The organism is Microlunatus speluncae (genome assembly GCF_009299835.1).
Lineage (GTDB): Bacteria > Actinomycetota > Actinomycetes > Propionibacteriales > Propionibacteriaceae > Microlunatus > Microlunatus speluncae.
Window position 1 is genome coordinate 1 of sequence record NZ_VKCZ01000014.1, and the last position, 26,314, is coordinate 26,314.

Annotated in this window: 23 protein-coding genes; 16 read left to right on the plus strand and 7 right to left on the minus strand. The window is 70.2% G+C overall.

Annotated features, from left to right (window positions below; translation table 11 throughout):
- Positions 1-428: 428 nt before the first annotated feature.
- Positions 429-2,474 carry a hypothetical protein gene (locus FNH24_RS16870; RefSeq protein WP_152363389.1) on the minus strand — a complete coding sequence of 682 codons (2,046 nt, stop codon included), beginning with the start codon at positions 2,472-2,474 and terminating at the stop codon, positions 429-431.
- A 146-nt stretch (positions 2,475-2,620) separates the two neighbouring features.
- On the minus strand, positions 2,621-3,340 hold the full coding sequence (locus FNH24_RS16875) for an IclR family transcriptional regulator (protein ID WP_152363390.1): 720 nt from the start codon (positions 3,338-3,340) through the stop codon (positions 2,621-2,623).
- 155 nt (positions 3,341-3,495) lie between these two features.
- On the opposite strand from FNH24_RS16875, the gene leuC reads away from it, so the two are divergent.
- From leuC to FNH24_RS16890, 3 genes are all read left to right on the plus strand, one after another.
- Positions 3,496-4,911, plus strand: coding sequence for a 3-isopropylmalate dehydratase large subunit (gene leuC, locus FNH24_RS16880; RefSeq protein ID WP_152363391.1), 1,416 nt, complete (start codon positions 3,496-3,498; stop codon positions 4,909-4,911).
- 23 nt (positions 4,912-4,934) lie between these two features.
- Positions 4,935-5,546, plus strand: a complete 612-nt coding sequence (gene leuD, locus FNH24_RS16885; protein ID WP_152363392.1) for a 3-isopropylmalate dehydratase small subunit — start codon at positions 4,935-4,937, stop codon at positions 5,544-5,546.
- A 174-nt stretch (positions 5,547-5,720) separates the two neighbouring features.
- Entirely contained in the window at positions 5,721-6,206 is a 486-nt protein-coding gene (locus tag FNH24_RS16890) for an HU family DNA-binding protein (RefSeq protein WP_152363393.1), read from the plus strand.
- Between the two features lie 105 nt (positions 6,207-6,311).
- Here the strand turns inward: FNH24_RS16890 and cofC are convergent, their stop codons facing one another.
- A complete protein-coding gene (cofC, locus tag FNH24_RS16895; RefSeq protein ID WP_161606169.1) occupies positions 6,312-7,001 on the minus strand; it encodes a 2-phospho-L-lactate guanylyltransferase in 690 nt (229 codons plus the stop codon).
- Positions 7,002-7,094: 93 nt separating this feature from the next.
- On the opposite strand from cofC, the gene FNH24_RS16900 reads away from it, so the two are divergent.
- The 4 genes from FNH24_RS16900 (at position 7,095) to FNH24_RS16915 (ending at position 11,729) form a co-directional block, all read left to right on the plus strand.
- Entirely contained in the window at positions 7,095-7,847 is a 753-nt protein-coding gene (locus FNH24_RS16900) for a lysophospholipid acyltransferase family protein (protein WP_152363395.1), read from the plus strand.
- Positions 7,844-8,851 (plus strand): NAD(P)H-dependent glycerol-3-phosphate dehydrogenase, encoded by a 1,008-nt coding sequence (locus tag FNH24_RS16905; protein WP_152363396.1) that lies wholly within the window; start codon positions 7,844-7,846, stop codon positions 8,849-8,851. Before FNH24_RS16900 ends, FNH24_RS16905 begins: the two co-directional genes overlap by 4 nt.
- A 71-nt stretch (positions 8,852-8,922) precedes the next feature.
- Positions 8,923-11,085, plus strand: a complete 2,163-nt coding sequence (locus FNH24_RS16910; RefSeq protein WP_152363397.1) for an AfsR/SARP family transcriptional regulator — start codon at positions 8,923-8,925, stop codon at positions 11,083-11,085.
- Positions 11,082-11,729 carry a tetratricopeptide repeat protein gene (locus FNH24_RS16915; protein WP_152363398.1) on the plus strand — a complete coding sequence of 216 codons (648 nt, stop codon included), beginning with the start codon at positions 11,082-11,084 and terminating at the stop codon, positions 11,727-11,729. Before FNH24_RS16910 ends, FNH24_RS16915 begins: the two co-directional genes overlap by 4 nt.
- A gap of 4 nt (positions 11,730-11,733) precedes the next feature.
- Here FNH24_RS16915 and FNH24_RS16920 read toward each other — a convergent pair whose 3' ends face one another.
- Entirely contained in the window at positions 11,734-12,876 is a 1,143-nt protein-coding gene (locus FNH24_RS16920; RefSeq protein ID WP_152363399.1) for a trans-sulfuration enzyme family protein, read from the minus strand.
- A 116-nt stretch (positions 12,877-12,992) separates the two neighbouring features.
- Between FNH24_RS16920 and FNH24_RS16925 the strand changes: the two genes are divergently transcribed.
- The 5 genes from FNH24_RS16925 (at position 12,993) to rhmD (ending at position 18,662) form a co-directional block, all read left to right on the plus strand.
- A complete protein-coding gene (locus FNH24_RS16925; protein WP_152363400.1) occupies positions 12,993-14,114 on the plus strand; it encodes a D-alanine--D-alanine ligase family protein in 1,122 nt (373 codons plus the stop codon).
- Between the two features lie 51 nt (positions 14,115-14,165).
- Entirely contained in the window at positions 14,166-14,948 is a 783-nt protein-coding gene (locus FNH24_RS16930) for an IclR family transcriptional regulator (RefSeq protein ID WP_152363401.1), read from the plus strand.
- Between the two features lie 106 nt (positions 14,949-15,054).
- Positions 15,055-16,389: an MFS transporter gene (locus FNH24_RS16935; protein ID WP_152363402.1), complete on the plus strand. Its 1,335-nt coding sequence runs from the start codon at positions 15,055-15,057 to the stop codon at positions 16,387-16,389.
- A 54-nt stretch (positions 16,390-16,443) separates the two neighbouring features.
- Complete coding sequence (locus FNH24_RS16940) at positions 16,444-17,490, plus strand: zinc-dependent alcohol dehydrogenase (RefSeq protein WP_152363403.1); 1,047 nt, start codon at positions 16,444-16,446, stop codon at positions 17,488-17,490.
- Positions 17,487-18,662: an L-rhamnonate dehydratase gene (gene rhmD / locus FNH24_RS16945; RefSeq protein WP_152363404.1), complete on the plus strand. Its 1,176-nt coding sequence runs from the start codon at positions 17,487-17,489 to the stop codon at positions 18,660-18,662. The genes FNH24_RS16940 and rhmD overlap by 4 nt, the downstream gene beginning before the upstream one ends.
- A 21-nt stretch (positions 18,663-18,683) precedes the next feature.
- Here the strand turns inward: rhmD and FNH24_RS16950 are convergent, their stop codons facing one another.
- Together FNH24_RS16950 and FNH24_RS16955 are read right to left on the minus strand one after the other, a co-directional pair.
- Positions 18,684-19,100 (minus strand): DUF3515 domain-containing protein, encoded by a 417-nt coding sequence (locus tag FNH24_RS16950; RefSeq protein ID WP_246186943.1) that lies wholly within the window; start codon positions 19,098-19,100, stop codon positions 18,684-18,686.
- Positions 19,101-19,135: 35 nt separating this feature from the next.
- Positions 19,136-19,372, minus strand: a complete 237-nt coding sequence (locus FNH24_RS16955) for an Lrp/AsnC family transcriptional regulator (protein WP_152363406.1) — start codon at positions 19,370-19,372, stop codon at positions 19,136-19,138.
- Positions 19,373-19,534: 162 nt separating this feature from the next.
- On the opposite strand from FNH24_RS16955, the gene FNH24_RS16960 reads away from it, so the two are divergent.
- From FNH24_RS16960 to FNH24_RS16970, 3 genes are all read left to right on the plus strand, one after another.
- A complete protein-coding gene (locus FNH24_RS16960; protein WP_152363407.1) occupies positions 19,535-21,145 on the plus strand; it encodes a serine hydrolase domain-containing protein in 1,611 nt (536 codons plus the stop codon).
- Positions 21,133-22,083, plus strand: coding sequence for a thiamine-phosphate kinase (locus tag FNH24_RS16965; RefSeq protein WP_152363408.1), 951 nt, complete (start codon positions 21,133-21,135; stop codon positions 22,081-22,083). Before FNH24_RS16960 ends, FNH24_RS16965 begins: the two co-directional genes overlap by 13 nt.
- 266 nt (positions 22,084-22,349) lie before the next feature.
- On the plus strand, positions 22,350-22,808 hold the full coding sequence (locus FNH24_RS16970; protein ID WP_152363409.1) for a hypothetical protein: 459 nt from the start codon (positions 22,350-22,352) through the stop codon (positions 22,806-22,808).
- Between the two features lie 12 nt (positions 22,809-22,820).
- On the opposite strand, the gene FNH24_RS16975 is transcribed toward FNH24_RS16970, so the two are convergent.
- Complete coding sequence (locus FNH24_RS16975) at positions 22,821-23,633, minus strand: helix-turn-helix domain-containing protein (RefSeq protein ID WP_152363410.1); 813 nt, start codon at positions 23,631-23,633, stop codon at positions 22,821-22,823.
- Positions 23,634-23,746: 113 nt separating this feature from the next.
- Here FNH24_RS16975 and FNH24_RS16980 point away from each other — a divergent pair, with 113 nt between their 5' ends.
- Positions 23,747-26,311: an FtsK/SpoIIIE family DNA translocase gene (locus FNH24_RS16980; RefSeq protein WP_152363411.1), complete on the plus strand. Its 2,565-nt coding sequence runs from the start codon at positions 23,747-23,749 to the stop codon at positions 26,309-26,311.
- The last annotated feature ends 3 nt before the right edge of the window (positions 26,312-26,314 follow it).

Consider the following 26,314-nt stretch of genomic DNA (forward strand, 5'->3'; position numbering starts at 1 on the left):
GAACGCTCGACCCCGACCCACCCTCGACCTCAAGACCCCAGCACAGGCCCTGAACAAATTCCTGACCAAAGTTGCTTAGACCGCTTGACTTTGGGTCGGTTTCCAAGTGGGAAACGTCACTATCGATGATCAACATAATTCCTCGACGCCTCGGCGAGGTGTGCGCCGGGTCGGGCATGACAGCCAGCGGCACCGACCATCGCCGGAACCGGCGCCCGGGCGCGTTGTGGACCGACCGCAACCTGCCCGCCCTTGGTGCGCCTTTTCTGCTGTCAGGCCGAAACTGCGGGAGAAGGCGCGGTCTGGTCGGCCCTTCGACAGGCTCAGGGAACGAACAATCCTGGGCTCAGCTCACCGGCCCGGTTGCGGCGCCCATCGGTGGATCCAGGCTCGCGGAGACAACACCCGCTGAGCATCCAGAGCTGCCATCAGGCGTCGGGGATCAGGGTGGCGATCACGGAGTCGGCGACGGTGGGGTCGGGGCGGACCTTGATCAGTTCGTCCCAGAGGGTGGTGTTGCGGTCGCGGAGGGACAGGGCGGTGGCGCACCAGGCGGGGGCCCAGCCGAGTTCGAGGCACCAGGCGCCCCAGCCGGCGTCGCCGGAGCTGCCCCAGTAGGCCCAGCGGTCGAAGTCGAAGGAGCGGAACCAGCCGCCGTCCAGCTCGGGCCGTTCGCTCCGGATCTGGATCCGGACCAGATAGTCGGCCAGCCGGTCGGCGCCCGCGCGCAGTCGATGATCATCGAGCACCGCGGCGGCCTCGTGCAGGCCGAGCAGCGCGAAGCCGGTCGAATACAGCTGATCGGAGGCCGGGTCGCCGGTGGCGAAGATGATCGGCTCTTCCGTCGTCCCGTACTCCTCGTTGGTCTCGGCGACCTTGAACAGGTGGATCCCGCCGGCCTCGATCTCCGGGATCCCACCGCTGCGATCCTGCTGGCTGAGCAGTGCCTCGACGACGGCGGTCAGCCAGCCGCGGACCTGATCGGTCGGGTCGATCCGCAGCTGCCAGGCCAACGGCAGCAGGATCCGGGCCAGCTCGGTCACGTCGTTGCGGCGCCAACCCCCGGGGAACGCCTCCATCATGGTGATCAAGCCCGCCCGGGTCCGCTCCAGGAACGGCCGGTAGCCGGTCGCCTGGTAGGCCCACTGGTAGCAGGCCCAGAGGTAGCCCTCGAAATGTGAGCTGAGATTGATCACCGAGCCGTCGAAGTAGTGCCGCCAGCCGTTCTCGGTCAGTTGCGGCATATCGACCCGGTCGCCGCGGAAGCCGGTCCGCCCGGAGGTGCGGAAGTTCGCCGTGATCGCGGTGAGCAGTTGCTCGTCCCAGTCCTTGGTGCCGAGGGCCGAGCCGGTGAGCAGCCAGGCCAAGATCACCCGGGCGTTGTCGTCGCCGTAGTTGGCGATCTCCCACGGCGCGGTACCGGTGCCCCAGCCGATCAGGCCGTACGCCGGATGATCAGGATCGGCCCGGTCGCCGCCACACAGCCCGGATGGGCCGCGCAGGTAGTCGATCAGGTTGCGGGCGAGCTGATGGCCCGCATCGGGCTCATCGCCGGCATCGAGGGCGAAGGCCATCGCGGTCTCGGCCACGCAGTCGGCCCGCAGCGCCATCCGGACCCGTTGCCGGCCGTCGGCCTGGATGCTGGACTCGTAGCCCTCGGTCACGCCCCAGCTGCCGTCGCCGTCGCCGGCCGGCAGCCGGTCGATGCCGGCCGCCTCGCCGGTGATCATCAGCTCGCGTACCGCGTGTTCCTGATCTTGGGTGAGCAGCATCCGGGACCGGCGCAACCACCGCTGGTACGCGCTCACGGCGGCGGCACCGGCATCCGGCGGCAGCGGCTCGTCGAGGTCGTACCGGGTCGTCACCTCGGCCGTGCCGGTCAGCGTGACCTCGGCCGCCCCGGGCTGCAGGATCTTCAGGATCCCTTGCCACAAGGCGATCCAACCCCGGTGCGGCTCGAACCGGGCGCGGGCGAAGCGACTCAGCTGGCTGGTGGCGACCAGGATCGACGAGTCGGGCAACCGGTAGAGCAGCGACTGGGCCGACTCCGGCAGTCCGAAGACGGCGGTGTCGAAGCCGGCCACGTGAGCCAGCCAGAGCAGGGTGCCCGGCTGACGGGTCGGGAGATAGCGGCAGGCGTGGGCGGCGAGCAGGCCGAGCTCCGGCCCGAGCCGCGGATCGGCCACGACCACCCGTTCCAGGACCGCGGTGACCGGTTCGGCGTCCAGGCCGGGCAGGGCCTCGGGGAACTCGATCAGCACCGACAGCCCCTTGGCGGTCGCGGCGGTGATCAACTCCGGCGGGAACGGCGTCCGCCGGTCCGGGTCGTTGTCGGCCAGCACCAGCACGGCGGTCCCGGCCTCGGCCGCCGCGATCGCCTCCGCCGGATCGTCGTAGCGGATCGGGCGATGATCATCCACGAAGGAACGGTAGAGATCATTGTCCGCGGCACAGCAGAACAGGAATCCGGTCATGACCGACCACGCTAGTGACGATCACCGCCATGATCACCCAACCCCACTAGACCACTTGTCCACAGCCTCCCCGCCGACTTGTCAGAACTGAGTTGTGTCATGACACAACTCAGTTCTGACAAGTCGGCGGAAGGGGGTGGAGGGGGTTAGTCGCCGGTGCGGCGGAGGACTTCGCTGAGGCGTTCGGCGGCGGCGATCACGGCCGGGGCGTGGAGGCGGCCGGGCTGGCGGGACAGGCGCTCGATCGGGCCGGAGACGCTGACCGCGGCGATCACCTTGCCGGAGGGGGAGCGGACCGGGGCGGACACCGAGGCCACGCCGGGCTCGCGCTCGCCGACCGACTGGGCCCAGCCGCGGCGCCGGACGGCGGCCAGGGCGACCGCCGAGTAACGGGACCCGCGCAGGCCGCGCTGCATCCGGTCCGGCTCCTCCCAGGCGAGCAACACCTGGGCGGCCGAGCCCGCGCTCATCGTCAGCTGGGTGCCGACCGGAACCGTGTCGCGTAACCCGGAGGTCCGCTCCGCCGTCGCCACACAGACCCGGTAATCGCCTTGCCGGCGGAACATCTGGGCCGATTCGCCGGTGATGTCGCGCAGCCGGGCCAGCACCGGGCCGGCCGTGGCCAGCAGCCGATCCTCGCCGGCCGCGGACGCCAGCTCGGCCAACCGTGGACCGAGGATGAAGCGCCCTTGCAGATCTCGGCTGACCAGTCGATGATGTTCCAAGGCGACTGCGAGTCGATGGGCCGTCGGCCGGGCCAGCCCGGTGGCAGCGACGAGACCGGCCAACGTCGTCGGACCGGTCTCCAAGGCCCCCAGCACCAGCGCGGCTTTGTCAAGCACCCCGACACCGCTAGAGTTGTCCATGTCCTGATACTGCCGTCTCGGATGCTGGAATGCAAGTCGACAATACGTGGCTCCGGCGCCGTACTAGTACGAGATACGGGACACAGAGCCTCGGATTCGTTGTCCAAGTGGACGCGGCCGAAACAAATTTTTCATTTCAGAGGAAGTGACCATCAATGGGCAAGACGTTGAGCGAGAAGATCTGGGACGACCATGTCGTCCGATCCAAGGCCGGGGAACCGGATCTGCTCTACATCGATCTCCACCTGGTCCACGAGGTGACGAGCCCGCAGGCTTTCGACGGACTGCGTCAGGCCGGCCGGCCGGTGCGTCGACCCGATCTCACCCTGGCCACCGAAGATCACAACACCCCGACGCTGAACATCGATCAGCCGATCGCCGACCCTGTGTCGCGGACCCAGGTCGACACCCTGCGGAAGAACGCGGTCGACTTCGGGATCCGGTTGCACAGCCTCGGTGATCTTGATCAGGGCGTGGTGCACATCATCGGTCCGCAGCTCGGCCTGACCCAGCCGGGGATGACCGTCGTCTGCGGCGACTCGCACACCTCGACCCATGGCGCGTTCGGCGCGATCGCCTTCGGCATCGGCACTTCCGAGGTCGAGCACGTGCTCGCCACCCAGACCCTGCCGCAGGCCAAGCCGAAGACGATGGCGGTCAACATCAACGGCGAGCTGCCGACCGGCGTGGTGGCCAAGGACGTCGTGCTGGCGTTGATCGCCAAGGTCGGCACCGGCGGCGGCCAGGGCTACATCGTCGAATACCGCGGCTCCACCATCGAGACGATGTCGATGGAGGGCCGGATGACGATCTGCAACATGAGCATCGAGTGGGGCGCCAAGGCCGGTCTGGTCGCGCCCGACCAGACCACCTTCGATTACGTCCAGGACCGGCCCCATGCGCCGACCGGAGCCGACTGGGACGCGGCGGTCGAATACTGGAAGACCTTGCGGACCGACGCGGACGCCACCTTCGACGCCGAAGTCGATCTTGACGCGACCCAGCTCACGCCGTTCGTCACCTGGGGCACCAATCCCGGACAGGGCGTGCCGCTGTCGGCGGACGTGCCGGATCCCGAGGTCTTCCCGGACGCGGACGACCGGATCGCGGCGACGAAGGCCCTGGAATACATGGATCTCCGGGCCGGTACGCCGATGCGGGAGATCAAGGTCGACACCGTCTTCCTCGGCTCCTGCACCAACGGCCGGATCGAGGACCTGCGCGCCGCCGCGACCGTGATCAAGGGTCGTCAGGTCGCCGACGGGGTACGGATGCTGGTCGTCCCCGGGTCCGCCCGGGTCCGGCTGCAGGCCGAAACCGAAGGGCTGGACCTCGTCTTCAAGGAGGCCGGCGCCGAATGGCGTGCCGCCGGATGCTCGATGTGCTTGGGAATGAACCCCGATCAACTCGCGCCGGGGGAGCGGTCGGCCTCGACGTCGAACCGCAACTTCGAAGGCCGGCAGGGCAAGGGCGGGCGGACCCATCTGGTCTCGCCGCCGGTCGCCGCCGCGACGGCCGTCACCGGAACCCTGGCCGCACCGGCCGATCTGCCCACGGCTGTCTCGGCCTGATCTCGCAAAGGAAGCACGTAACGATGGAGAAGTTCAGCAGCCACACCGGGACCGCGCTACCGCTGCGGCGGAGCAACGTCGACACCGACCAGATCATCCCGGCGGTGTATCTGAAGCGGGTGACCAAGACCGGCTTCGAGGACGGGCTGTTCGCGGCCTGGCGGGCCGATCCCGAGTTCGTCCTCAACCGGCCCGAGTATGCCGGCGCGACGATCTTGATCCCGGGGCCGGACTTCGGCACCGGATCGTCTCGCGAGCACGCCGTCTGGGCCCTGCAGAACTACGGCTTCAAGGTGGTGATCGGCTCGCGGTTCGGCGACATCTTCCGCGGCAACTCGGGCAAGGCCGGGCTGCTGATCGCGGTCGTCGACCAGAAGATCATCGAGGAGCTGTGGGAGTTCGTCGAGGCCAACCCGAGCCGGCCGCTGACGGTCGACCTGGCCGAGCGCAAGATCACCGCGGACGGCTTCGAGGCGCATTTCGAGATCGACGACTACACTCGCTGGCGCCTGCTGGAAGGCCTCGACGACATCGGTCTCACCTTGCGTCATGAGGAACTGATCGACGGCTTCGAGCTCGGCCGGGCTTCCTACAAGCCGGCCACACTGCCGGCGAAGGTCGACGCAGCCGGCTGATCAATGTTCGGAAACCGGCCCGAATCGGCCAGTTTCTCTTGCGACACGGCGATTTCTGGGCCGTTGGTATTTGTCAGGGCGCGCCGATTTCCCTAGCGTTGTTCCTGCAGACGTACGGTACGGCTGCCATGGGCCTCCAACAAGGCTTGGAAACTGTTCGTAAGAAGGGAAGCTGTGAACAAGGCTGAGTTGATTGAGGCGTTGTCGACTCACTATGAGGGCAACAAGGCCGAGGCAGCCAGGGCGCTGAACGCGGTGGTGCAGACCATCACCTACCAGACGGCGGGTGGCGAGAAGGTCTCGATCACCGGGTTCGGTGTCTTCGAGAAGGTCCACCGGTCGGCCCGCATGGTGCGCAATCCCCGGACCGGCGAGCGCAAGCGGGCCAAGGCCACGGCTGTCCCGCGTTTCCGGGCCGGCTCGGACCTGAAGGCCTTCGTTTCCGGCGCGAAGAAGGTGCCGAAGACGTCCGCCAAGAAGGCTGCTGCCAAGACCACCGCGACCGCCACCGTGGCCAAGAAGGCGGCTCCGGCGAAGAAGGTCGTGGCGAAGGCTCCGGCCAAGAAGGCGGCTCCGGCCAAGAAGGTCGTGGCGAAGAAGGCTCCGGCCAAGAAGACCGCGGCGAAGAAGGCTCCGGCGAAGCGCACCGCCAAGCGCTGAGTCACCGCGACGCAGTCCCGAGAATCCGGGTCGACCCAGGTCGGCCCGGATTTTTCATGTCCACAAAGGATTGCGGCCCGTCGGGCAGGGTCCGGCGTCCGCCGGTCAGGCGGTCCGGGTCCAGCCGTTGAGCACGGCCCGGGTCTCGGGGCCGAGGTCGTACCGGCCGATCTCGGCAAGATCATCCTCGGTGTCCACATCGCGCCGGGCATCCGGCACCGATCGACCGATGGCGTCGTCCAGCAAGGGAACCGCGCCGCTGTCCCGGTGGGCCGCCGCCGATCCGGGCCCGAAGCGGGGATCCAGGGCGACACCGTCGGCGATCAGCATCGTGGTGCCGACCCCGTCGGCGTCGGCCAGGAAGCTGCGCGGGTGCGGACCGGCCGCGGCGATCACGCCCCGGAGCGTCTCCGCCCGCAGCGCCGGAAGATCGGCGACGCAGGCCAGCACCCGCCGGATTCCCTGCTGCTGCAGCGCTTCCGCCCCGGCTCGCAACGCCTGGTTCAGGCCGGTCGGCTCGGTCTCCTGGACGATCTGGACGGTCAGCCCGTGATCATCGAATCGACGTCCCAAGCCCGGCTCCGCGGTCACGATGACGGTCCGGGCGACGCCGGACAGCACCCGGACCGTGTCCAGCAACATCGCCAGCACCAACTCGCGGCGCAGCGGACCGGGCACGGTCGCCAGCCGGGTCTTGGCCTGTCCCAACGGCTTGATCGCCACGACGGCACCGAGTTCCGGCGGCTGCCGGTCGGCCTGATCGGCGGGGTGGATCAGCCGGGGTGATCGCTCCATGGCAGCCATGGTGCCACTGCCACACCAAACCGGTCCGCCGACCCGGCGTCGAGGAGCCGGAGTCCGGAATCCTCCGACACTAAGGTGATCCTGGTGGAGACCTCCCGACGACTGCCCGATGTGGTGGCCCGGGTCGCCGAGCCGGGCGAGCCGACACTGCGTCGTACCGTCTGGCTGCTGAACGCGGTGCTGGGCCGGCTGACCAAGCGCGACTGGCGGGACGAGGACAAGATGCCGGCCCGGGGCGGGCTGGTGATCGTCGCCAATCACATCTCCAATGTCGATCCGCTGGCCCTGGGTCAGTTCGTCGCCTATGCCGGCCGGTGGCCCCGGTTCCTGGCCAAGGAGTCGCTGTTCCGGGTGCCGGTGTTCGGCCGGCTGATCACCCGCTGCGGACAGATCCCGGTCCGGCGGGGCACCGGCCAGGCCGGGATGGCTCTGGACCAGGCGATCGACGCGGTACGATCCGGCCGGGCCGTGATCATCTACCCGGAAGGAACGATCACTGTGGATCCCGACCTCTGGCCGATGGCCGGCAAGACCGGAGCCGCCCGGGTCGCTCTGGCCACGGGCTGTCCGGTGATCCCGATCGGCCAGTGGGGCGCCCAGGAGATCATGTACGGCAAGCGGATCCACCCGCCGCGATTCCTGCCTCGCAAGACCCTGCGGCTGATCGCCGGCGATCCGGTGCCCCTCACCGATCTCCAGGAACGGCATGATCTTCGCGATCAGCCGGCCTCCGCGGAGCTACTGCGGCAGGCCACCGATCGGATCATGACCGCGATCACCGACCTGGTCGAGGTGCTGCGGGAACAGCCGGCGCCGCGGACGGATGGGGAACGATGAGCACCGAATCCACCCGGGTCACCGTGATGGGTGCCGGGTCCTGGGGGACCGCCTTCTCCCTGGTGCTGTGCGACGCCGGTCAACAGGTCACGCTGTGGGCGCGTCGGCCCGAGCTGGCCGACAAGATCAACACCCAGCAGTGCAACCCGGACTACTTCCCGACCATCGATCTGCCGGAGACCCTGCGGGCCGATCATGATCCGGACCGGGCGATGGCGGGCGCCGAGTACGTGGTGCTCGCGGTGCCGGCGCAGTCGTTGCGGGCGACGATGGCGCAGTGGCGGATCCCGGCCGACGCTACGGTGATCAGTCTGGCCAAGGGGATCGAGCTCGGCACCGGCTACCGGATGAGTCAGGTGATCACCGAGGTGGCCGGGATCCCCGAGGAGCGGATCGGGGTCGTCACCGGACCGAACCTGGCCCGGGAGATCGCCGAGCGGCAACCGTCGGCCAGCGTCGTCGCCAGCGCCTCCCAGGATCTTGCGGTGCGGCTGCAGCAGCTCTGCCACACCAGCCGGTTCCGGGCGTACACGAACAACGACGTGATCGGCTGCGAGCTGGCCGGAGCGACCAAGAACGTGATCGCCCTGGCCGTCGGGATGGCGGCCGGGCTCGGCTTCGGCGCCAACGCGACCGCGTCGGTGATCACTCGCGGCCTGGCCGAGACAGCCCGGCTCGGCCACGCCCTCGGCGCCGACCCGTACACCTTCTCCGGGCTGGCCGGCCTCGGTGATCTTGTCGCCACCTGCTCGTCGCCGCTGTCGCGCAACCGGACCTTCGGCGAGGAGCTCGGCTGGGGTCGGACCGTCGCCGAGATCACCGGCGAGACCCGCCAGGTCGCCGAGGGTGTCAAGTCCTGCTCGTCGATTCAGGATCTGGCCCGCCGGCACGGTGTGGAGATGCCGATCGTCGATCAGGTCGCAGCGGTGATCGCCGGCACGATCACCGCCAAGGAGATGATCGTGGCCCTGATGTCCCGGTCGGCCAAGCCGGAGCGCTACTGACCCCCAGGCGATCCGGCCTTCTGGGATGATGCGGTCGCAAGGTTTGTGTCCGGCGGCAGAAGCAAGGAACTGTGGAGATCCGAGTCCTCGGCGAGATCGAGCTCTGGCGGGACGGTCAGCGGCTCGATGCCGTTGTCGGCAAGCAGAGTGCGCTGTTGGCCGTGTTGCTGTCCGTGCCGGAACTGACCGCTTCCCAGGACCTGTTGACCGATCAGCTCTGGCCGGACCGCGACCCGGAGGCGGGGCTGGTCTCCCTGCACACCTGTGTCTACCGGCTGCGGAAGTCGCTCGGTCACGGCACCGCTCGGCTGCACCGGCAGGGCGACGGCTACCGGCTGGAGCTCGGCTCGGACGACCTGGACCTGCACCGGTTCGAGCAACTGGTCGAGACCGGGCGGGAGGCGCTGGCCCGAGGTGATCATGATCGGGCCGCGCGGAGCCTGCGGGCCGCCCTGGGGTTGTGGCGCGGTGAGGCGATGGGCGGGATCGACATCGCCGTCGTGCAGGAGTACGCGCGCGGCCTGGACGACGCGCGGCTCGACGCCACCGAATGGGCGCTGACCGCGGACCTGGCTCTGGAGCGGCAGGAGGAGGTGAGCCGGGAGACCGAGCGGCTGATCGCCCGCTACCCGTTCCGGGAACGGTTCTGGGAACTGTCGATGGTGGCGCTGGTCCGAGCCGGCCGGCAGTCGGCGGCGTTGCAGCGTTACCGCGAGCTGTTTCGGCACCTCGACGAGGAGCTGGGCATCCAGCCCTCGCCGTCGGTGCAGCAGCTGCATCAGCGGATCCTCGACGGTGATCAGGACGTGATCAGCGAGCTGCCGGACGGGCTCACCGGCCGGTCGCCGGTCGCGGTGCCGCGCCAGCTGCCGCCGCCGATCGGCCGGCTGGCCGGGCGTGCGGACGAGTTGGCGCAGCTCTCCCAGGCGGACGCCGAGACCGGCCCGATGATCACCGTGATCACCGGCCAGGCCGGGATCGGGAAGACGACGCTGGCACTGTCCTGGGCGCACAGCGTCGCCGACCGGTTTCCGGACGGCCAGCTGTACGTCAACCTGCTCGGCTTCGACGCCTCCGGGCGGATCCGGACGGTCGGCGAGGTGGTCCGGACGTTCTTGATCGGCATGGGCATCGATGATCAAGCGCTGCCGCGCGACACGGATGATCAACTGGCCCTGTTCCGGACGCTCACCGCCGACCGGCGGCTGCTGGTCGTCCTGGACAACGCGCGCAACACCGACCAAGTCCGGCCGCTGCTGCCGCCCGGCTCGAGTTGCCGGGTGGTGATCACCAGCCGCGACCAGCTGGCCGGGCTGATCGCCATCGAAGGCGCGGATTCGATCACCCTCGACCTGTTGGACGCCGAGGCCAGCGAGCAGCTGCTGACCGGCCGGATCGGGGCGGAGCGGATCGCGGTCGACCGCGGCAGCGCGTCCAAGATCATCGAATCCTGTGGCCGGCTGCCGCTGGCCCTGGCGCTGGTCGCGGCCCAGGTGGCCAGCCGGCCGCGGTTATCGCTGGCCGAGGCCGTCCGGTCGATCTTCGATCCGCGCCGCGGCCTGGACGCCCTCGAGCTCGGCGATTCCGGCGCGAGTCTGCGCCAGGTGTTCTCCTGGTCCTATTCGACGGTCGATCCGGCCGCGGCCCGGCTGTTCCGGTTGCTCGGCGTGCATCCCGGCCCCGATCTCAGTGCGGCCGCCGCGGCGAGCCTGGCCGCCGTCGAACCGGGCGAGGCGCTGCGGCTGCTGGATCGGCTGACCACGGCGAACCTGCTCACCGAACACCTGCCGGATCGCTATCTGTTGCACGACCTGCTCCGGCACTACGCGGTCGAGCTGGCCCGTACGGTCGACGGTGCCGAAGAGGTCGAGCGGGCCCGGCGCCGCGTCCTTGATCATTACCTGTTGACCGCTCACGCCTTGGCGCTGGCGTACGACCCGCCGCGGACGCCGATCACGCTGCCGAGCCCGGCCCCCGGCGTGACGCCGGAGCCGGCGTCGCACACGGCCCTGATGCCCTGGGCCAAGAGCGAGTTCGGTGTCCTGCGGTCGGTGATCGAATGGGGGTGGAACGAGGGGCCGACCGGCACGTCTGGTGTCTGGTCTGGTCCCTGCGCGCCTACCTCGCGACGATCCGGCCGCCGCTGCCCGATCTCCCGTTCGAGACGGCCGCGGCGGAGTGCGCGCAACGGCTCGGCGATGCCGAAGCCGAAGCCGAGGCGCGCCGTTTCTTGATCACGTCCTACTCGCACCTGGGCCGGCCGAAGGTCGGGCTGGAGCAGGCGGCGGTGGCGCTGCGGCTGGCCCAGGAGCTGGACAGCGCGCGGCACCAGGCCGAGGTGCTCCGGGCGATGGCGTTCCTGCACGAGCAGCACGACGAGCCGAAGCTCGCGATCGACCTGCTCCGCGAGTCGCTCCACTGGTGCCGCCGCTGGGGGCACGGACCGGCCATCGCCAAGACGCTGAACCTGATCGGCTACTACGAAGCCAAGCGGGGCAACGGGAGTGACGCCGTCGAGCTCTGTCGCGAGGCGATCACCCTCTTCGCGGCGGCCGGCGATCCGGCCGAGGCCGACGCCTGGGACAGCCTCGGGCTGGCCTGCCGGATGGCCGGGGACCCGAAGACGTCGGCCGAGAGCTACCGGCACGCCATCGAGCTCTTCCACCGGACCGGCTTCCACCACGCCGCCGGCCATTCCTGGGTCGCGCTGGCCGACCTGCAGGAGGAGTGGGACGAGCCGGAAGCGGTGCTGGCGTCGCTGAGGTCGGCGCTGGCGGTCTTCCGCGAGGTCGCCTGGCACGAGGCCGAGCGGATCCATCGGCGGCTGATCCGGACGATGACCTCGCGCGCCGCCTCGGCGCCGGACCGCGCCTCCTGACGGGTCAATCCAGAGCGGCCAGAGCCTGATCGAGGTCGGCCCAGAGATCCTCGACGTGCTCCACGCCGACGGACATCCTGATCAATCCCGGCGGTACGGTCGGCAGCTCGCCGGGCCAGCGGCGGCGGCGCTCGAGCATCGACTCGACCCCGCCGAGGCTGGTCGCGAACACCCACAGACCGAGCGCGTCGATGAACCGGTCGGCGGTCGCCGCGTCGGCCAGCTCAATCGACAGCAGAGTGCCGAATCCGGCCATTCCGGCCGTGGCCCGCGCGTGCCCCGGGTCGTCGGCCAGGCCGGGGTAGCGGACCCGGAGCACCGCCGGATGATCATGAAGTCGTCCGGCCAAGATCATCGCCGAGGCCTGCGCCGCGGCCAGCCGGACCGGCAGCGTCCGCAGCCCCCGGAGCACCAGATAGGTCTCCAGCGAGCCGGGGATCGCGCCGCCCAGCCGGCGGCCGGCCTCCAGCCGGCCGTAGTGATCATGATCATCGCTGTTGGCCGCCACGACCGCGCCGAGCAGCGCGTCGGAGTGCCCGGAAATGATCTTGGTCGCCGAATGCAGCACCAGGTCGGCGCCGAGCTCGAGCGGCCGCTGCAGCAGCGGCGTGGCGAAGGTGTTGTCGACCACCAGGGTGCTGCCCGGTTCGCGGGCCGCGGCGATCGCGGCCAGGTCGGCGACCTCGATCATCGGGTTGGTCGGCGACTCCAACCAGATCAGGTCCGCCCCGCGGGCCGCGGCCAGGAACGCCTCGGCGTCGGCCGGATCGGCCTCCCGGACGGTCCAGCCGTGCCGCTCGACCCGCTGCGCCATCGCGGCGGCGACGCCGAGATAGCAGTGCGCCGGCCGGAGCACCACCGTGCCCGGGCCGAACAGATCGAGGATCGCCGAGCCGGCGGCCATTCCGGAGCCGTAGGTCAGGCAACGGCCGCCCTCCAGGTCGCCGATCGCCTGCTCCAGCGCCTGCCAGCCCGGATTGCCGTAGCGTCCGTACCCGATCGCGGTCGGGTCGGTAGCCGGTGCGCCGACGTAGGTCGCGGCCGGGACCAGCGGCTGATTCAACGGCGCGTCCGGCACCCGGGCGGGGCGGCCGGCGGCGACGGCGACGGTTTCGGGGCGCCAGCGCGCGGCGGAGGAATCGGTCATACCGACAGTCTTCCGGTGCCCGTGACCGGGACACGCCGGGGGTCCGGGCGCTGGGTGGACCCGGTTCCGGGGTACTTGGGTAGGGTCGGCAGGGTTCTACAGCGAGGGAGTACCTGATGAGTGATGTCCTGACCCGTCCACGGGTCGCGGTCGTCTTCGGTGGCGTCAGCAGTGAGCACAACGTCTCCTGCCTGACCGCGGCCGGCGTGCTCGGCGCGATCGACCGGGATGCGTACGACGTGATCGGGGTCGGCATCACCAAATCGGGCCGCTGGCTGGTGATGCAGCCCGAGGCCGTGGCGGCGCTCCAGGTCAGTGATCATCGCCTGCCCGAACTGACCGAGACGGCCGAGGACGCGGTCCTGGTCCGCGGCGCGGCCGGCAGCGAGCTGGCGGTCCGCGATCGCAGTGCGCTGGCCAAGGTCGGCCCCGTCGACGTGGCCTTCTCCCTGCTGCACGGCCCGTTCGGCGAGGACGGCACGATCCAGGGTCTGTTCGAGATGATGAACACCCGGTACGTGGGCGCGGGCGTGCTGGCCAGCGCCGTCGGGATGGACAAGCACTACATGAAGCTGGTGCTGGCGGGGTCGGCCGTGCCGGTCGGGCCGTACGTCGTGATCACCCCGCAGCAGTGGCAGTCCGACCCGATCGCGGCTCTGGACGCCGTAGCCGCGCTGAGCTACCCGCTGTACGTGAAGCCGGCCCGGGGCGGCTCCAGCCTCGGCATCAGCAAGGTGGACGAGAAGAGCCAGCTGACCGCCGCCATCGAGGAGGCCCGCCGGTTCGATCCCAAGATCATCATCGAGCAGGCCTTCGTCGACGCGCGGGAGCTGGAGTGCGGCGTGCTGGCCGACATCGACGGCGGCCGGCCGCACGCGAGCAAGGTCTCCGAGATCCGGATGCACACCGCGTCCGGCTTCTACGACTTCGAGGCGAAGTATCTGCCCGAGGAGCAGGTCGACCTGGACGTGCCGGCCGACATCGAGCCGGCCGTCGCCGCGGAGATCCAGCGGTTGGCGATCGAGACCTTCGAGGCGATCGGCTGCGAGGGGCTGGCCCGGGTCGACGTGTTCCTGACCGCCGAGGGCAAGGTCGTGGTGAACGAGATCAACACCATGCCGGGCTTCACCGAGCACTCGATGTTTCCGCGGATGTGGGCCGCCAGCGGGGTCAGCTATCCGGAGCTGGTGGACCGGCTGATCCGGCTCGGCCTCGAGCGCCCGCTCGGCCTCCGCTGATGACCGACCGGCCACTCCGGCGGCGCTGACCGACGGTCGGGAGGCCGCAGGGTGGGGCAGGGTCGGGGGCCGGTCAAGTCGGCCGATCGGGCGCTGGCGGCGATCGACTTCGTCGCGACGCAGGGGTCGGCCAGCTTCGCCGAGATCGCCACTGCGCTCGGGTTGCCGCGGTCGAGCGCCCACGGGCTGTTGAGCACGCTGGTCGATGCCGGCTGGTTCGTGCTGTCGGCCGAGCCGCGGCGATATCGGCTCGGGCTGCGGGCCTGGCAGATCGGGCAGCGCTACGACGGGCACCGGCTGTTGCTGGAGAAGGCGCAGCCCTACTTGGACGGTCTGGTCGCCGCCACCGGCGAGACCGTACAGCTGGCCCGGCTGGACGGCGTGGAGAACGTCTACATCGGGATCAGCCTGTCGCCGAATCCGATGCGGATGGCCTCGTCGGTCGGGATGCGGCTGCATGCCCACGCGACCGGCATCGGCAAGGCGCTGCTCAGCGTGCTGGACGAGGCCGAGGCCCGGGCCCGGCTCGGCGCGGTGGTGCTGCCGCAGCTGACGCCGCGGACGCTGACCGACGTCGACGACATCCTGCGGGCCGTCAGCCGGGCCCGCGAGCTGGGCTTCGCCACCGATGACGAGGAGTTCGTCGCCGGGTGCCGTTGCATCGCCGTGCCGCTGACGACGGAGCGGGAGACCGGCATCGCCGCGGCGATGAGCATTACGATGCCCACCGCCCGCACCGACGATTCCTGGCCGCACGGGTTGTATCCGCCGCTGCGCGACGCCGCGCAGGCGATCCGCCGAGAGCTCGGCCTGACCGGCGCGCTCTCTCCCTGACCGCGGCGTTGCGCGTCGCGGCCGGCCGTGCCATCATCTGGCGGCTTCACAACGATGAACCTCGATTCACATCCGTGAACGACCCCGGTGATCGACGGAGATTCCTATGACCACGACGGCGACGACGGCGCTCGCGCCCGTCATCCGCAAGGTGACGGTGCGGCTGATCCCGATCCTGCTGTTGATGTACATCCTGGCCTTCCTGGACCGGTCCAACCTCGGCTTCGCCAAGGCCGAGTTCCAGGCCGACACGGGCCTCTCCAACGCCGCGTACGCCCTCGGCGCCGGCATCTTCTTCCTCGGCTACGCCGTGCTGGAGGTGCCGAGCAACCTTTTGATGCGCCGGGTCGGGGCCAAGGCCTGGCTGGCCCGGATCATGATCACCTGGGGCATCGTGTCGGCGTTGATGATGTTCGCGACGAACGAGCCGTCGTTCTACGCGCTGCGGGTGCTGCTCGGCATCGCCGAGGCCGGGTTCTTTCCGGGCGTGATCTATTACCTGACCCACTGGATCCCGGTCGAGCATCGGGCCCGGGTCAACGGACTGTTCTACTTCGGCGCGCCGCTGGCGTTCATCTTCGGCGGCCCGCTGTCCGGGCTGCTTCTTGATCTTGACGGCCTCGGCGGCCTGCACGGCTGGCAGTTGATGTTTCTGATCACCGGGGTGCTGACGATCATCGTCGGTCTGATCGTGATCAGCTATCTGCCGAACGGCCCGCGGGATGCCCGCTGGCTGACCGAGGCCGAGCGGACGACCCTGTTGGCGGCGATGGAATCCGAGGACGGGTCGAAGGAGGAGCATTCGCCGCGGGGCGCGCTCCGGGCCTTGGCGAACCCGGCCGTGCTCTACTTCAGCGTCATCTATCTGACGATCCAGATGGCGGTCTACGGCGTCACGTTCTATCTGCCCACCCAGGTCGCCGGCGTGGTCGGCCAAGAGGTCGGGTTCGTGGTCGGACTGATCACCGGAGGCGTCTGGACGCTGGCGATCGTCGGTGTCCTGATCGCCACCCGGCTGGCCGACCGGACCGGGCGCCGCCGCACGATCGCCGCCGTCGCGCTCGCGCTCGCCGCCATCGGCATCCTGCTCTCGGTGATCTTGGACCAGCCGGTGTTGGTGCTGCTCGCCCTGGCCGTCGGCGCCGCCGGGTTCATCGCCGTCCAGCCGGTGTTCTGGACGCTGCCGACCTCGTTCCTGGTCGGGGCCGCGGCGGCGTCCGGGATCGCCTTGATCAACTCGGTCGGCAGCCTGGGCGGTTTCCTGGCGCCGATCGTGAAGAACTGGGCGGACGGGGCCTGGGGTGCGGCCGGCGGATCGGTCACGCTGGCCGTGATCGCAGCCTTCGGTGCGGTGCTGATCGCCTGTAGCCATCTGGTTTCCGCGGGCGTACGGACGATCGCCGAGCGTCGAGAATCCAACCAGCACAGCGAAGCAGCGTGACGGACCAGCGACGGGAGAGGCGAGGATGAAGGCCCCGCGACGGAAGGAGCAACGATGAAAGCACTGCAATTGGCGGAGATCGGGCGGCTCGAGGTGGTCGAGTTGCCCGACCCGGACCCCGGGCCCGGTGAGGTCCGGCTACGGATCGTGGCGACCGGGATCTGCGGCTCCGACCTCCACGGCTACACCGGCGAGAACGGCCGGCGGCATCCGGGCCAGGTGATGGGGCACGAGAGCGTCGCGATCGTCGATGCGGTCGGCGCCGGCGTCGACGGGGTTCGGGTCGGCCAGCCGGCGACCTTCAACCCGGTGGTGGTGCCCGAGTCGGAGCTCGCGGACTTCGCCGGCCGGGAGCAGTTGGCGCCGGGCAAGCAGGTGATCGGTGTCGCACGGGAGATCGTCGCCGGGTTCGCTCAGCTGCTCTGCGTACCGGCGCGCAACGTGGTCGCGCTGCCGGATCCGATGCCGATCGAGTTCGGGGCGCTGGTGGAGCCGCTGGCCGTCGCCGTCCATGCGGTCGGCCGGGCCGGGGTCACCGCCGGCGACCGGGTGCTGGTCGTCGGCGGCGGGCCGATCGGTCAGTCGGTCGTCCTGGCACTGCGCCGGGCCGGCGTCGGGCGGATCGTGGTGACCGAGTTGGCTGCCTCCCGCCGGGAGTTGGTCGAGCGGCTCGGCGCGACGGTGCTGGATGCTGCGACCGCCGACCCGGCCGCGGTGGCCGTGGCGCTGGAGGGGTCGGCCGACGTCGCGATCGACGCGGTCGGGATCGAGGCGACCGTCCGGCTCGGCCTGGAGTCGACGCGGCTCGGCGGCACGGTCTGCCTGGTCGGCATGGGCGCGCCGAAGCTGGCACTGGACGCGTACGCGGTGAGCACGGGGGAGCGGACCCTGGTCGGCAGCTTCACCTACACGGCGGAGGACTTCACCGCGGCCGCGGCCTGGATCGGGCAGGCGCCGCCTGAGGCGGCCGAGTTGATCACCCGGGTGGTCCCGCTGGCCGACGGCGCCGCCGCCTTCGCCGAACTGGCCGGCCACGCCGACATCCCCGGCAAGGTGCTGGTCCGGATGGGCGACCAAGATCATGTGGAGGGACAGCGATGACGCAGCCGACCATCCGCGAGGTGCGGGCGACGACCGTGCGGGGCAAGGGTGCCGACTATCACGACCAGACCGGCTATCACTGGATCGATGATCACATCGCCACCCCGATGGCGGTCTATCCGGAATACCGGGAGTCGCGGCAGTCGTTCGGGCTCAACGTGCTCGGCACCCTGGTGGTCGAGATCGAGGCGAGCGACGGCACCGTCGGGTTCGCGGTCACCACCGGCGGCGAGATCGGGGCCTGGATCGTGGAGCGGCACCTGGCCCGCTTCCTCGAGGGTCGGCCGGTGACCGACCTGGAGCGGATCTGGGACCAGCTGTATCGCTCGACGATCTTCTACGGTCGCCGCGGCGTGGTGCTGAACGTGATCTCCGGTGTTGATCTTGCTCTGTACGACCTGCTCGGCCGGCTCCGCGGCGAGCCGGTCTACGCCCTGATCGGCGGACCGGTCCGGGACGAGTTGCAGTTCTACGCCACCGGCGCCCGGCCGGACATCGCCAAGGAGCTCGGCTTCATCGGCGGCAAGATGCCGTTGCACCACGGGCCGGCCGAGGGCCAGGAAGGGTTCGTGAAGAACCTGGCGGCACTGGCGGACATGCGGTCCCGGGTCGGCGACGACTTCTGGCTGATGTGGGACTGCTGGATGTCCCTCGACGTCGAGTACGCGACCCGGCTCACCCACGCCGCCGCCGAGCACGGGCTGAAATGGATCGAGGAGGCGCTGATCCCCGACGACTACTGGGGTTACGCGCAGCTCAAGCGGCAGGCGCCGCCGGGGATGTTGATCACCACCGGCGAGCACGAGGCGACCCGGTGGGGCTTCCGGCAGTTGCTCGAAACCGGGGTCGACATCATTCAGCCGGACGTCAACTGGTGTGGCGGAATCACGGAGTTGATCAAGATCTCGGCCCTGGCCGATGCCCACGGCACGATGGTGGTGCCGCACGGGTCGTCGGTGTATTCGTACCACTTCGTGATCACCCGGACCAACAGTCCGTTCGCCGAGTTCCTGATGATGCACGAGACGGCGGAAGAGGTGGTGCCGATGTTCACCCCGCTGCTGCTCGGTGAGCCGGTCCCGGTCAACGGTCGGCTCCGGGTGCCGGAGACTCCCGGCTTCGGCGTGGAACTCAACCCCGACGTCCCCCGCGACCGCCCCTTCACCCACTGATCCCTGCTGACAAGTCGGTGATCAGCAGCCGCCGCGGTCGGGGTCGTGGGTGGTGATCACCGGGGCGAGGTCGAGCAGCGCGTCACCGGGCGGCTGGTAGCGCTCCGGCACCCGGACCTCGATCATCGCGGCCCGGCCGATGGCGGTGAAGATCGCGCCGCCGTCGGCGTCCTCGGGAAACCAGTCGACCCCGTTGGCGGTGAAGCAACTCACGCCCGGGACCATCGCCGCCGGGCGCGGGACGCCGCAGCGGAGCGTGATCGTCGGCGATCCCCACGCGGCCCCGTACCGGCCGGGTTCGACGTCGCGGCGAGCCTGCCCCAGCACCTGATCGGGCAGGGCCGCCATCACCTGGTCACAGGCCGGGACGGCGTCGCCGGCGGGAGCCGGCTCGTCCAACGCGACGGGGCCCGAGCAGCCGGTGGTGAGCAAGATCAAGACCGCCGGCAGCAGCCCGCGGCGGGACGTCCGGTTCAGATGTGCACCACCGGGCAGGTGACGGTACGGGTGATGCCCTCGACGGTCTGCACCTTGGCGACCACCAGTTGGCCCAGCTCGTCGACGTTGGCCGCCTCGGCCCGGACGATCACGTCGTAGGGCCCGGTCACGTCCTCGGCCAAGGTGACTCCCTGGATCGCCCCGATCTTGGCGGCGACTTCGGCTGCCTTGCCGACGTTGGTCTGCACCAAGATGTACGCCTGTACCACCATCGTGTCGGTCTCCTTCGTCACTGCTGCACCGGACCGGCCTCGACCTGGGGAAGTGGCACTGCCGGTTGCCGCCACGCTACCGCGTCGGTCGCCGGCACGCGACCGACATGTCGCCGGTGGGCACGGCGGAATGGCCGGCGGCCGGGAGTATCGTCGCCGACCGTGAAACGACGCTGTCGCATCGTGGTCGGCACCGGACTCGGCGCGCTGCTCGCCCTGGTGCTGATCATGGTCTGCGGTCCGCTGCCCCGGGCCACGGCGGAGCCGCCGAGCACTGTTGATCCGGCCACGATCGACGCCTTCCTGAGTCGGGCCCGGGAAGCGACCCGACTGCCCGGGCTGGCCGTCGCGGTCGTGCGCCGGGACGAGGTGGTGCACGTCGCCGGCTACGGCCGGGACGGCGCCGGCGCCCCGGTCACCGGCCGGACCCCGTTCCGGATCGCCTCGCTCAGCAAGTCCTTCACCGCCGTCGCCGTGCACCGGCTGGCGGCCGCCGGCCGGCTCGACCTCGGCGCACCGGTCCGGCGCTATCTGCCCGACTTCGGGTTGGCGGGTCGGGCCGAGCCGATCCGGATTCGGGACCTGCTGCAGCAGCGCAGCGGGCTGGCCGACTCCGGCTATCCGGGGCTGCTCCGCGATCAGCCGCGAGACCCGGCGGAACGGGTCCGGCTGCTGCACGGCGCCGAGCAGGTGGACCCACCCGGTACGCAGTTCCACTACACCGACCTGAACTACCAGGTGCTGGCCCGGCTGATCGAGGTGATCACCGGCCTTCCGTACGACCGCTATCTGACCGAGCAGGTGATCGGCCCGCTCGGCCTGACGGGGACGAGCACCGCGACGACCAGCGCGACCCCCGTGCCCGGGCTGACCTCCGGGCATCTGATGATCTACGGCGAACCGGTGGCGCGGCCCGAGCAGACCGGCCTCCTCGGCGGCGACGGACTGCTGGCCGGCTCCAGCGGCGTGGTCTCGACCGCCGACGACCTGGCCCGCTGGCTCCGGTTCAACCTCGGCGACGGCGCGCCGCTGCTCAGCCGGGCGGCGCTGACCGAATTGCACACCCCGGCTTCGCCGAACGGGTACGCCGAGGGTTGGCAGTTGATCACTCCCGCGCACGGCCCGCGGCGACTGGAACACCGGCATCCTGTCCAGCTTCTCGGCCGTGCAGGAGTTGCTGCCGGACAGCGGCTACGGATTTGTCCTGCTCTACAACGGAAACTCGATGGAGGTCGACACCGGCGCGATCACGGCCGGACTGGCCGACCTGCTGACCGGGGCGCGGCCCGCCGGTCCGCGCGACACCCGGCTGATCGCGTACCCACTCGGCTTGATCACGGTGCTGCTGGCGGGCTGGCGGACCCGGGCGGTGATCATCGAGATCCGCGGCTGCGGCCGTCGTCGATCATGGGTTCGGCTGGTGCTGGGATCGTTGTGGCCGCTCGGGCCGGCCGTGATCATCGCGGCCGCGCCGGCGCTGCTGAACCTGACGATGGGCCGGGTGTTCAGCCGCGGCCAACTCGCCCTGGCCGTGCCGGATGCGGCCATCCTGTTCGTCACCGCCGCCGTCTCCGGCGTGGTCCTCGCCGCGCTCCGGGTCGCCAATCGTCTCGCCGGCCGGACAACCGACCGGGGTCGCTGACATCCTTTCCGCTCCGGAGGGAAGGATGTGCGCTGACACCGGTGGGGCCGGGCCGATGGCGGCCGGGGGATGACCGGATGGTGCTGAGGCTGTGGCCGGACAGGGTGGAAGGAATCCGATGGGTGAAGTGACGATCGCCGAGCTGGGCGAGTTCGGACTGATCGACCTGATCACCGAGGGGGTGCGGGACGCCCCGGAGGTCGAGGTCGGCCCCGGCGACGACGCCGCGGCCCTGCAATTGGAACCGCCGGTGATCGTCTCCACCGACATCCTGGTCGAGAACATCCACTTCCGGCCGTCCTGGTCGTCCGGCTCCGACGTCGGCCGGAAGGCGATCGCCGTCAACGTCGCCGACATCGAGGCGATGGGCGGCCGGGCGCGGGCGGTCACGGTCGCGTTCTCGGCGCCGGCGGACACGCCGGTGTCCTGGGTCCGCGAGTTCGCCGCCGGACTGCGCGAGGAGTGCGCCGCCGCCGGCGTGCACCTGGTCGGCGGTGACGTCACCGGATCCCGCGACGTCACCGTCTCGGTGACCGCCCTCGGCGTGACCGACGGCCGCGACCCGGTCCGGCGTGACGGCGCAGTGCCGGGCGAAGTGGTCGCGGTCTGCGGCCGGCTCGGCTGGGCCGCCGCCGGGCTGGTCGTGCTGGGACGCGGCTTCCGATCGCCGCGCGCGGTGGTCGAGGCGCAGCGGGTGCCGGCCGTCCCGTACGGTGCGGGCGCGGACGCCGCCGAGTCCGGCGCCACGGCGATGATCGACGTCTCCGACGGTCTGCTCGCCGACCTGGGCCACATCGCCCGGGCCTCCGGCGTCATCATCGACGTCGACACCGGCGCCTTCGAGATCGCCGAACCGCTGCAGGCCGTCGCCGCCGCCACCGGCACCGACCCGCTTCGGCTGGTCCTGACCGGCGGCGAGGACCACGCCCTCGCCGCGACCTTCCCCGACACCGGCGCCGTCCCCGAGGGCTGGCTGGTGATCGGCACCGTCCGCGCCGGCGACCCGGAGGTCCTGGTCGACGGCGAACCCTGGGAGGAGTCCGCCGGCTGGGACCACTTCCGCCGCTGACGCGTCCGTTCCTGCGGAGCCTGTCGAACGGCGGGCCAGAAGGCTCCCTCCGGTTTCGGGTCAGGGTGCGGAAGTCGCCACAGGTAGAGAAATAGTCCAGTCAGGGCCGGGTCGGCGGGTCGTTTGTCGCCACAGGTAGAGAAACGCTCAGTCCGGGCCGTGTCGGCAGCGTTTCAGGAAGGGTGATCGGCGCTGGCGGTCCAGGAAGGCCTCTGGTCGAATGTCCAGATCCACGGATTGCGGGCCGAGAAGATCGGAATGGCGAGATGGCGGAGAAACACGCGAAGCGGGCGGCGGATCTGCGGACCGAGTTGCAGCGTCTCGACGCAAGCTTCCCCGATCTGCGGGAGCGTGCCGAACAGGCTGCCGCCACGACCCGCGGCCGGCTCCAGATCTTCGAGACCCATCCGACGACGTCCGTGGGCGTCGCCCGGAACCTTCAGCTTGATCCGACGCAGTTCGTGACCGCCTACCGCAAACTGTGCGTGTGGGCCGGGGCAACGGTCGACGTCGTGAAGGCGGGCCATGGGCTCTGTGTCAAGACCCTCGCGGTCGTGACTTCGGTTGAGTCCGAGCTGATGACTCTCGGTCGATTTCGAGCCTGGTCCGTGATCGGGGACCTCCAATCCAGAACGGAGGCCGTTCATCAGGCCTTCGGCCAGGCCGCCGTAGCGGTGCGGGAAGTGGAGGCCGAGATCTTGAAGCTCCCGCCTTCGCTGCGCTGACGGACAGACAGGTCAGGGAACGGTGGTGCGCCGGCGGACCACCGGGGCGCTCGGGTCGCGCGGGGTGCCGAGGAAGAGGGGGAGGCCGCCGTGCCAGTCGGGGGCCTGGCCGGCGAGCAGTGCGGTCGGCGTCTGGCCGGCGATGGTGCGGCAGTCGCGGGACAGGTGGGCCTGATCGGCGTAGCCGGCTTCGGCGGCCAGCTCGGCCAGTTGCGCGTACGGCCGGCGGCGGGCCAGCCCCATGAAGCGCTGCAACCGGAGGATGGAGCGCAGGGTCGAGGGGCCGTAGCCGAAGTAGCGGTGGCTCCGTCGCTCCAACTGCCGCTCGGTCATCGCGGTCTCGGCGGCGAGCTCGCTGATCCGCCAGCTGTGCTGGGCCAGGGCACCGCCGACGACGCCGGCCCACGGGTCCTCGGTGTCGATGCGCCGGCGCAGGTCCCGCGCCACGGACTCGAGCACGGCGACCTTCGCCCGCGGGCCGTCGGCATCCTCCAATCGCGCGGTCGCCGTCCGGGCCGGCCGGTCTCCGGTCAGCTCGGCCAGGCCGACCCGCCGGTTGCGGAGCTCGGCCAGCGAGGTGCGGAACAGGTCGGCGACCAGCCCGGGCCGGAACCGGATGCCGACCGACCGGGTGCCCGGCGGCAGGGTGAAGGTCCAGGATCCGGTGTCGGGCCCGCACAGGATGATCCCGACCCGGTCCAGCCACATCAGGTCGACGCAGCCGTCCGGGACGAGGCGGTGGGTGCCCTCGATCTCGGCCGTCCAGGTGCAGACCAGCCGGTCGGCGAGATCCGGGGCCACCGCCCGGGGCACGTACCAGGTCATGATTTCGCAGCGTAACCCCGATCGCCGACACCGGCCGCGCCCGCGGAGCCGGCCGGGCCGGGGCGGCGTGTACCGGGCGCTGGAAAGGGTCCGATCGCGTAGGCTCAGCGACTATGGCGACCCGCGCGTCTTCCCCGTCGCGGTCTCGAACCTCAGGCGGTTCCCGCTCCGGTTCGAACTCGCGGTCGAGCGGAAGCAAGAAACAGTCGACGAGATTGAAGAACGTGCCCGGCCGGACGAGCAACCGGTCGCGGGCCGGTCGTGCCTCGTCCCGGAAGCCGCAACGGCGGTCGCTGCCTCAGCTGATCGGCAGCGGGCTCGCCGCCGCCTGGATGGGGATCGCCGGCGCCCTCGGCAACGGCATCCGCCGGCTCGGCCATGAAGCCAAGGAACTCGACCCGGGGCTGCGCCGCGACGGTGTCGGCCTGTTCCTGATCGGGGTCGCGGTCATCCTCGCCGCCGAATTCTGGTGGGGCCTGCCCGCGCCGGTCGGACCGATGATCAAGGTCGGCGTGACCAGCGTGATCGGCACCCTGGCCTATGCCGCCCCGATCCTGTTCGGCCTGATGGCCTGGCGGACGCTGCGCCGGCCCGATCGCAACGGCCCGGCCGGCCGCCAGATGATCGGCTGGTCGTCGATCACGCTCGGCCTGCTCGGCTTGATCAACATCGCCCGCGGCCTGCCCCGGACCGACCATCCGGAACTGTTGCGCGAGGCCGGCGGTGTGCTCGGCTACATCTCCTCGACCCTGCTGGCCGACCTGTTGACGGTGTACGTCGCGGTGCCGCTGCTGATCTTGTTGCTGCTGTTCGGCCTGGTCGTCGTGATCGGGATCCCGCTGCACCAGATCCCGGACCGGATCCGCGCGCTGCGTGAGTTCATGCAGCGTGATCATTCCGAGGACGCGGACGAGCGCGGCAAGGGTTACGGCGGCGACGAGGCGTACGAGCAGGTGCTGACGATCGAGGCCGAGCCCGAGCCCGCGGGCGAGCTCACCACCGGCCGGGAGGACGACGAAGCGCCGGACTTCGACGACGCGGCGGAGCCGACGGTCATCGTCGACAACGCCCCGGACGGCGCCGTCGACGGCCGCAAGACGGTGACCGCCGGACTGCCGCCCGGGGTCACCGTGCACGGCGAGGACTCCGACCTCGAGCCGCCGCAGCACACGCCGATCCCGCAGCGGATGGAACAGCTGCAGCTGTCCGGCGACGTGCAATACCTGCTGCCGGACTCGGAGGCGCTGAAGCAGGGGAGCGTGCACAAGGCGCGCACCGACGCCTCCGACGCGGTCGTGCACCGGCTGACCGGGGTGCTGCAACAGTTCGAGATCGACGCCAAGGTGACCGGCTACACCCGCGGCCCGACCGTCACCCGCTACGAGGTCGAGCTCGGCCCGGCGGTGAAGGTGGAGAAGGTCACCGCGCTGTCCAAGAACATCTCCTACGCCGTGGCCAGCAACGAGGTCCGGATCCTGTCACCGATCCCGGGCAAATCGGCGATCGGCATCGAGATCCCCAACACCGACAAGGAAGTCGTCTCCCTCGGCGACGTGCTGCGGTCCAACCGCGCGCGCAATGATCAACATCCGATGACGGTCGCCCTGGGCAAGGATGTCGAGGGCGGCTTCGTCACCGCCAACCTGGCCAAGATGCCGCACCTGCTGGTGGCCGGCGCGACCGGCTCGGGCAAGTCGAGCTTCATCAACTCGATCATCACCTCGATCATGATGCGGGCCACGCCGGACGAGGTGCGGATGATGTTGGTCGACCCGAAGCGGGTCGAACTGACCGCGTACGAGGGCATCCCGCACCTGGTCACGCCGATCATCACCAACGCCAAGAAGGCGGCCGAGGCGCTGCAGTGGGTGGTCCGCGAGATGGACCTGCGCTACGACGACCTGGCGGCGTTCGGCTTCCGGCACGTGGACGACTTCAACAAGGCGGTACGAGCCGGGACGGTGACGCCGCCGGAGGGGTCGGAGCGGGTCCTGGCCGCGTATCCGTACCTGCTGGTGATCGTGGACGAGCTGGCCGACCTGATGATGGTCGCGCCGCGCGACGTCGAGGACTCGATCGTCCGGATCACCCAGCTCGCCCGGGCCGCCGGGATCCACCTGGTGCTGGCCACGCAGCGACCGAGCACCGACGTCGTCACCGGTTTGATCAAGGCCAACGTGCCGAGCCGGCTGGCGCTCGCGACCTCGTCGATGACCGATTCGCGGGTGATCATGGATCAGCCCGGCGCGGAGAAGCTGGTCGGCCAGGGCGACGCGCTGTTCCTGCCGATGGGCTCGAGCAAGGCGATCCGGATCCAGGGCGCCTGGGTGACCGAGTCCGAGGTGCGTTCGGTCGTGGAACACGTCACCGAGCAGCTGAAGCCGGTCTACCGCGAGGACGTGACCGAGAAGCCGGAGAGTGCCAACAAGGTCGCCGAGGACATCGGTGATGATCTTGAGCTGGTGCTGCAGGCGGTCGAGCTGGTGGTCAACCTGCAACTCGGCTCGACCTCGATGCTGCAGCGCAAGCTGCGGGTCGGTTTCGCCAAGGCCGGCCGGCTGATGGACATCCTGGAGACCCGCGGCGTGGTCGGCCCCTCCGAGGGCTCCAAGCCCCGCGAGGTGCTGGTCAGGCCCGACGACCTCGAGGCCGTGATGGAGAATCTCCGCTCCGGCTAGGTA

Coding starts and splice junctions, on each gene's coding strand:
- FNH24_RS16870 (WP_152363389.1), bottom strand. CDS start 2,474: ATGACCGGATTCCTGTTCTGCTGTGCCGCGGACAATGATCTCTACCGT.
- FNH24_RS16875 (WP_152363390.1), bottom strand. CDS start 3,340: ATGGACAACTCTAGCGGTGTCGGGGTGCTTGACAAAGCCGCGCTGGTG.
- leuC (WP_152363391.1), top strand. CDS start 3,496: ATGGGCAAGACGTTGAGCGAGAAGATCTGGGACGACCATGTCGTCCGA.
- leuD (WP_152363392.1), top strand. CDS start 4,935: ATGGAGAAGTTCAGCAGCCACACCGGGACCGCGCTACCGCTGCGGCGG.
- cofC (WP_161606169.1), bottom strand. CDS start 7,001: ATGGAGCGATCACCCCGGCTGATCCACCCCGCCGATCAGGCCGACCGG.
- FNH24_RS16905 (WP_152363396.1), top strand. CDS start 7,844: ATGAGCACCGAATCCACCCGGGTCACCGTGATGGGTGCCGGGTCCTGG.
- FNH24_RS16920 (WP_152363399.1), bottom strand. CDS start 12,876: ATGACCGATTCCTCCGCCGCGCGCTGGCGCCCCGAAACCGTCGCCGTC.
- FNH24_RS16925 (WP_152363400.1), top strand. CDS start 12,993: ATGAGTGATGTCCTGACCCGTCCACGGGTCGCGGTCGTCTTCGGTGGC.
- FNH24_RS16935 (WP_152363402.1), top strand. CDS start 15,055: ATGACCACGACGGCGACGACGGCGCTCGCGCCCGTCATCCGCAAGGTG.
- FNH24_RS16940 (WP_152363403.1), top strand. CDS start 16,444: ATGAAAGCACTGCAATTGGCGGAGATCGGGCGGCTCGAGGTGGTCGAG.
- rhmD (WP_152363404.1), top strand. CDS start 17,487: ATGACGCAGCCGACCATCCGCGAGGTGCGGGCGACGACCGTGCGGGGC.
- FNH24_RS16955 (WP_152363406.1), bottom strand. CDS start 19,372: ATGGTGGTACAGGCGTACATCTTGGTGCAGACCAACGTCGGCAAGGCA.
- FNH24_RS16965 (WP_152363408.1), top strand. CDS start 21,133: ATGGGTGAAGTGACGATCGCCGAGCTGGGCGAGTTCGGACTGATCGAC.
- FNH24_RS16970 (WP_152363409.1), top strand. CDS start 22,350: ATGGCGGAGAAACACGCGAAGCGGGCGGCGGATCTGCGGACCGAGTTG.
- FNH24_RS16975 (WP_152363410.1), bottom strand. CDS start 23,633: ATGACCTGGTACGTGCCCCGGGCGGTGGCCCCGGATCTCGCCGACCGG.
- FNH24_RS16980 (WP_152363411.1), top strand. CDS start 23,747: ATGGCGACCCGCGCGTCTTCCCCGTCGCGGTCTCGAACCTCAGGCGGT.